We start from the raw sequence: 5,500 nt of genomic DNA, 5'->3' as shown, positions 1-5,500 counted from the left end.
CACCGATCCGATTCGGTATCGCCGCCCCAATCCTGACGGTCAGTTCTCCGGTAACATCCTTGGTGAGGCAATGCGCGACGGTCTCACCCGGCAGGAGGCCGCTGCGCTCGACCGCCGCCCAACCCGTCGCCAGGTTGTCGCCGAGCAGGATCGCCGCCTCGTCGGAGCAGCCTTTGGATAAGAGTCCAAGTGTGGTCTCGGCATGCGGCACGCGAACGATTTCCGCCTGCGCACCGGCGAGGGGAGGCCCAAAGGAAGTTCCCGTGCCGAAGAACGCCCTTTCCCGACATTCCCAATGGTCGCCCCGGTTGCACCAATGGCAGTGGCCGCAGGCGGTGAAGTCGGACGACGTGACGCGGTCACCGATTTTGAACCGTGTGACGGCGCTGCCGACGGCAATGACTTCGCCGACGAATTCATGGCCGATGATCGCGCCGGGTTGAATGCCCGCAAAATCGCCGGCGATGACGTGCAGATCGGTGCCGCAGATGCCGGCCAGATCGACCCGGACCAGCGCATCGTCAGGAGCTTCCAGCCGCGGAGGCGGCACGTCCCGGACGGCGATGGTTCCCGGTCCCTGATAGACAACGGCGCGCATGTCAGCCCAGTTCGGAAATGCGTTTGGCAATGCTTCGCGCGGCCTCCGCGAGGGCCGCCTGTTCATCGGGCCTGAGCGGCAGCTTCACGATCTCCTTCACGCCATTGGCGTCGAGGCGGACCGGAAGACCGATCCGCGTATCCGCCACGCCATATGCGCCTCCTGATTGCACGCACGCGGCGATCAAGGAGCTGCCGCCTCGCACCATGGCCGCCACCATCGAGGCCGCCGACTCCGCTGGCGAAAAATAGGCGCTTCCCTTCTGAAGCAGCTTGACGACCTCGGCGCCGGAGTCCCGCGCGCGCTCGACGATGGCGGCGAGACGATCCTTGGCGATCAGTTCCTCGAGCGGACGCCCGTTCGCGGTCGCAAGGCTCAAGGGAATGACCATTTCGGCGCCATGGCTGCCGAGTGCGATGGCGTTGACATCCTGCGGCTTGGCAACGCGCTCCAGCGCGATCAGGGAACAGAAGCGCGCACTGTCGAGCACCCCTGCCATCCCGATGACTCGGTTGGAGGGAAACCCCGTCCGCTTCGCCATCAGGTGGGTCATCTCCTCCAACGGGTTGGTCACGACGACCACCACCGAATTGGGCGCATGGCGCCGGATGCCATCTGCGACACCACCGACGATTTCCGCGTTCACGCCGGTCAGATCGGTTCGGCTCATGCCCGGCTGACGGGGACGGCCGGCGGTCATGACGACGTAGCTGACGCCCTCGAGTGCGGACAGCTCGGTGCTGCCTTCGATCCGGGTGGTAAATCCGCGCAAGCCAGCGCTGTGCCACATGTCGAGCGCAAGTCCGGCGGCGAGCCCCGGGATGATATCGACAAGCACGACGCGCGAGAAAAGCGAGGTCTCCGCGAGCCGCAGCGCCGTCATGGCGCCGACGTGACCTGCGCCGATCACCGCAGCGCGGGGTCGGTTTTCCTGAGCAGCGTCTTCAAGGTTGTCCCGAACCCGCATCTTTGTTGGTACCGGCGCGCCGCGACGATACAGCGCGCCCGATAGGGCGCCTGGTTGAATTGAGTTCCCGCCAACTGGCGATTTGGTTGCAGGCGTCGGCTTTACCGATCCTTGAACGATTGGGCGCAAAGGCAGCGGAGCCTGTGCTGCAGCCTCCTTTGCGACACCAGCCCGCTCGATCCGAACGTTCAGCTCCTTGGCGCGATCGGCTGCCAGCGGCGTGAGAACGTCTCTCGCGGCAATGACGAGAACGCCATTGGCCTTCTCCACGTCAGAAACCGAAATGACGCTCATGTCTTGGCTCCCAACTCCTCGAGCGAGCCAACCGCTGCCTTGGCTGCGGTTTCGACCTCGCTCTCGGTGCCGGAAATGAACAGTCGGCCAAAACGCCCGACCGCGCGGACTTCAATCAGGCTGATGTTGGCGGCTTTCTCGGCTTCGTTCCCGGCGAGCGTCACATAGGCGGCCGGCGTCGCTTCAAGGACGAAGAGACTGGACCTTGGCAGCAGCAGATTGCCCTTCCGCCATTTGTTGATGAGCTGCGCCTGGTAGGGGTTCACATTGGTGACGAATTGCGACGAGGCGATCGTAGGCCGCACACGGTCTTCCTCCTTGAGGCCAAGATAGTCGAGGACCGCTTGGCCAGCCGCCAGCACTTCCGATTGCGTGCTGGAATGAATTTCCAGCAGGCCAAATTCGCGTTCGATGATCTGGAGGGCAGGGCGGACATCCGCTGCCTTCAGCGCAACGTCCGCGCAGCGGAAGATCTCATTGCCCGGCGCCACTTCGATGAAGAGCTCGGACATGCCCGCGACCGGCACGTCTCCCTGACATGTGGAGGCGACGTGAGCGGCAGCCTGTGGCTGCATGCTGTCGATGAAGGCGTAAGTGCGCAGTTGAAAATCCATCAGTCAGCTCATTGCGATTCCGAAGGGGGTTACGAGTTCCGAGTGCGGGTAGGCCCAGGCCTTGATTCCGCTGAAAGCGGTAACGATCGATGCCGCGTGAGGCACCCGGACGGCTCCGCCTGCAAGGTGGATCGATTGAACGGGATGCTCGCCGATCTGGCGAACGATCGAACTCGCGATCCGCTCGATGCCCGGTCGCAGGATGTGTGAGTAATCGTGATCGCCGCGGCGCTTTCGTTCTTCGGCTTCTTCTATCGATATGCCGAGGGCACCGGCCAAGATCAGGTCCAGATGATATCCCCCGCCGGGCTCATCATCGAGCGCGATGATCGTGCCGTTCATCACGACGCCGACGCCAGTCGAACCGCCGCCCACATCCACGATCGCGCCCTCTGTCAACTGGAGCAGGGCCTGCGCCGCGGTAACCTCGTCGACCAATTGTCGGCAGGTGATGCCGGCGTTCTCAAGGACGTAGCGGCAGGCCCTCGCCTCGGCCGGTGGAAACGCCGTCGCCGCCGCGGCAATCTCCCGATCCAGCGCGGCCGTTGCGGTGGCCTTGAGTTGCTTCACGGCAGCAACCGCGTCGCCGAAATTGACAACGACACCGTCGCGCACGGCCTGGCAGGGCAGGCTGTCCCAATAGGCCGGTCGACCTTGCCGGTCGACGGCCGTCAGGACGATCGTCGCGGTCCCGAGGTCTATTCCGAAAGACAGCGTTGCATCCGAATCGCAAGCCGGACTGCGAAAGGTCGTCGCAGCCGCTTCAAGAAACGCGGTTGCCTCCACGCTGGCAGTCACTTGCGATGATGTCGTGCGCGCGAGCATGCTCAAAGCCCCATGTTCGCCTGATACAGCGAGCGCCACGGGCGCACTTCGTGAGCGATGCGCTTGATGTTGATGAGATGGAGCGGGGTCACATTGTCGGAGACGATCGAGCCGCTCCAGGTGCCCGTGCCCAGCATGAAAGACGGATCGGTTGCGCAGCTATAGCCCATGCCGCCGAACAGCGTCGGCGTATTGATGACGATGCGGCCCGCTGGGAGCGCGGACAGGGTGGCGATCACCTGATCGTCCTCGCAGTGAAGACCAAGCGTGTGGCCTTCGCCACCAAAAGCGAGAATTTGCCGGCACCGTTCAAAGGCCGCAGCAACGTCTGCCGTCCGGTAGAACGACAAAACAGGGCCGAGGATCTCGCGCGAGAGAGGTGTCTGCGGTCCCACCTCGCTCAGTTGGGCACCGAGCACCCTGCAGTCGCCGGGAACGTTGAGACCGATCCTTCGCGCCAGTTCCTGGGCGGAAAGGCCCACGGCCTCCGGCCTGAGTTCGCCCTTCTCGGTGAAGATGACGTCCGCAAGCCGTCGCTGATCAGGTGCGCTGAGGAAGAACGTTCCCTGCGCTGCGAAAGCGGCGATTGCGGCATCCGCAATCGGTTCGTCGAGCACGATGGATTGCTCGGCGACGCACGCGGTGCCATTGTCGAAGGATTTCGACGTGATCGCCATCAGCGCGGCTTCTTTCACGTCCTTGACCGACCGATGGATATAAACCGGCACATTGCCGGCGCCGACCGCAAATGTCGGCTTGCCGCTGGAATAGGCCGCGCGCACCATTCCCGGACCGCCGGTCGCCAGCACGACCGAGACGTCGGGGTGTCGCATGAGCTCACCCGTCGACTGGATGGTCGGGAGCGAGAGACAGGAAATCAGGCCCTTCGGCGCGCCGGCCTTGACCGCCGCCTCCGCCATGACTTCCGCCGCGCGCACGCAGCTACGGATAGCACGGGGATGGGGCGCGCACACGATCGCATTGCCTGACTTTACGGCCGCCAGGCATTTGAAGAGCACGGTCGAGGTCGGATTGGTGACTGGGATGATGGCCGCGATCACGCCCATCGGCGACCCGATGGCCGTCATGCGGTTGACTTCGTCTACCCACAAGACTCCAATGGTCCGCATCGACAGCATGGAAGCGGCGACGAACTTGGTATTGTAGAGGTTCTTGAGGATCTTGTCCTCGTAGACGCCAAACCCGGTCTCATCGACCGCCAGTCGCGCGAGTTCCTGGGCGGCCGCGGTGCCGGCCTCCGCCATTGCCCGAACGATGTTGTCGATTTTCTCCTGGTCTACTCCGGCAAATGCTCGGAACGCCGATCGCGCCTGACGCGCTTTGCTGCGCGCGTCCGCCAAACCCGCCAAATCGGAATCAAGATCCACTGCCACGCCCATCGGCTCGCTCATGCCTTCGAATTTCGAGGTTCAAACTGACGATGCGCTCACCCCTTGCCGAGGATTCCCTCCACGTCCTCATGCGGCCGCGGAATGACGTGAACGGAAACCACTTCGCCGACCTTGCCCGCGGCTGCCGCGCCTGCATCGGTGGCGGCCTTCACGGCGCCGACGTCGCCTCTGACCATGACGGTCACGAGCCCGCCGCCGATCTGCTCGCGCCCGATCAGCCTCACATTGGCTGCCTTGACCATCGCGTCGGCCGCCTCGATGGCGCCCACAAGGCCCTTGGTCTCGATCAGGCCCAGAGCGCCTCTCGGCTGACCCGTTGTCGGCGTGTTGTTCATCTGTGTTTCTCCTCGTTGCTTGGGTTGAGTGCGGTGTCTCGACAGGCGCCTTTGCCGGTCAGGCTTTCGAATAGGCATTGCGGCTGCCGATCTGGACGGTATCGATGACCGCGATGATGGCGGCGTCGGTCGGAACCTCAGTGGCGTCCAGGACGCGCGCGGCGCTTCCGGTCGTGACGAGCACGACCTCGCCCTCGCCGGCGCCTACCAGATCAATCGCGACGTAATTCTTGGCGGCTTGGGCAGCTCCTTGGGCAGCCGCCGGCTCCTCGCCAAAAGCGAGAGGCGTTACGATAAGCAACTTGTAGGAGTTCAGGCCGGACGACTTGATTGTCGAAACCACCGTCCCGACCACACGCCCGATTTCCATACCACACTCCCTAGTGGTCTATCACAGTGATTTTGACTCTTTGGGGGTGGCTGGATAGGCGCGGCCGAGTTTGGCGCGAGCTTTG

General features: G+C 63.7%; 7 protein-coding genes. All 7 read right to left on the bottom strand.

Annotated features, from left to right (window positions below; all coding sequences use genetic code 11):
* A partial coding sequence (locus tag AAFX91_RS38420; RefSeq protein ID WP_394569961.1) for an alcohol dehydrogenase catalytic domain-containing protein occupies nt 1–598 on the bottom strand: 598 nt, incomplete at its 3' end.
* Nucleotide 599: 1 nt separating this feature from the next.
* Nucleotides 600–1,859 carry a malate dehydrogenase gene (locus AAFX91_RS38415; RefSeq protein WP_130577586.1) on the bottom strand — a complete coding sequence of 420 codons (1,260 nt, stop codon included), beginning with the start codon at nt 1,857–1,859 and terminating at the stop codon, nt 600–602.
* Entirely contained in the window at nt 1,856–2,473 is a 618-nt protein-coding gene (locus tag AAFX91_RS38410; protein WP_394569960.1) for a hypothetical protein, read from the bottom strand. Before AAFX91_RS38410 ends, AAFX91_RS38415 begins: the two co-directional genes overlap by 4 nt.
* A 3-nt stretch (nt 2,474–2,476) precedes the next feature.
* Complete coding sequence (eutJ, locus tag AAFX91_RS38405) at nt 2,477–3,298, bottom strand: ethanolamine utilization protein EutJ (RefSeq protein ID WP_394569959.1); 822 nt, start codon at nt 3,296–3,298, stop codon at nt 2,477–2,479.
* A gap of 2 nt (nt 3,299–3,300) precedes the next feature.
* Nucleotides 3,301–4,710 (bottom strand): aldehyde dehydrogenase family protein, encoded by a 1,410-nt coding sequence (locus tag AAFX91_RS38400; RefSeq protein WP_394569958.1) that lies wholly within the window; start codon nt 4,708–4,710, stop codon nt 3,301–3,303.
* A gap of 35 nt (nt 4,711–4,745) precedes the next feature.
* Nucleotides 4,746–5,045 carry a BMC domain-containing protein gene (locus tag AAFX91_RS38395; protein ID WP_130577583.1) on the bottom strand — a complete coding sequence of 100 codons (300 nt, stop codon included), beginning with the start codon at nt 5,043–5,045 and terminating at the stop codon, nt 4,746–4,748.
* A gap of 58 nt (nt 5,046–5,103) precedes the next feature.
* A complete protein-coding gene (locus AAFX91_RS38390; RefSeq protein ID WP_130577582.1) occupies nt 5,104–5,415 on the bottom strand; it encodes a EutN/CcmL family microcompartment protein in 312 nt (103 codons plus the stop codon).
* Nucleotides 5,416–5,500: the final 85 nt, after the last annotated feature.

Origin of the sequence: Bradyrhizobium sp. 31Argb, assembly GCF_043638955.1 — a bacterium.
Classification (GTDB): Bacteria; Pseudomonadota; Alphaproteobacteria; order Rhizobiales; family Xanthobacteraceae; genus Bradyrhizobium.
This window is presented reverse-complemented; position numbering and strand designations above follow the sequence as displayed.

Bases quoted from the DNA above. Each gene is read 5' to 3' on its own strand.
- AAFX91_RS38415 (WP_130577586.1), bottom strand. From the start codon at position 1,859: ATGAGCGTCATTTCGGTTTCTGACGTGGAGAAGGCCAATGGCGTTCTC.
- eutJ (WP_394569959.1), bottom strand. From the start codon at position 3,298: ATGCTCGCGCGCACGACATCATCGCAAGTGACTGCCAGCGTGGAGGCA.
- AAFX91_RS38395 (WP_130577583.1), bottom strand. From the start codon at position 5,045: ATGAACAACACGCCGACAACGGGTCAGCCGAGAGGCGCTCTGGGCCTG.
- AAFX91_RS38390 (WP_130577582.1), bottom strand. From the start codon at position 5,415: ATGGAAATCGGGCGTGTGGTCGGGACGGTGGTTTCGACAATCAAGTCG.
- AAFX91_RS38410 (WP_394569960.1), bottom strand. From the start codon at position 2,473: ATGGATTTTCAACTGCGCACTTACGCCTTCATCGACAGCATGCAGCCA.
- AAFX91_RS38400 (WP_394569958.1), bottom strand. From the start codon at position 4,710: ATGAGCGAGCCGATGGGCGTGGCAGTGGATCTTGATTCCGATTTGGCG.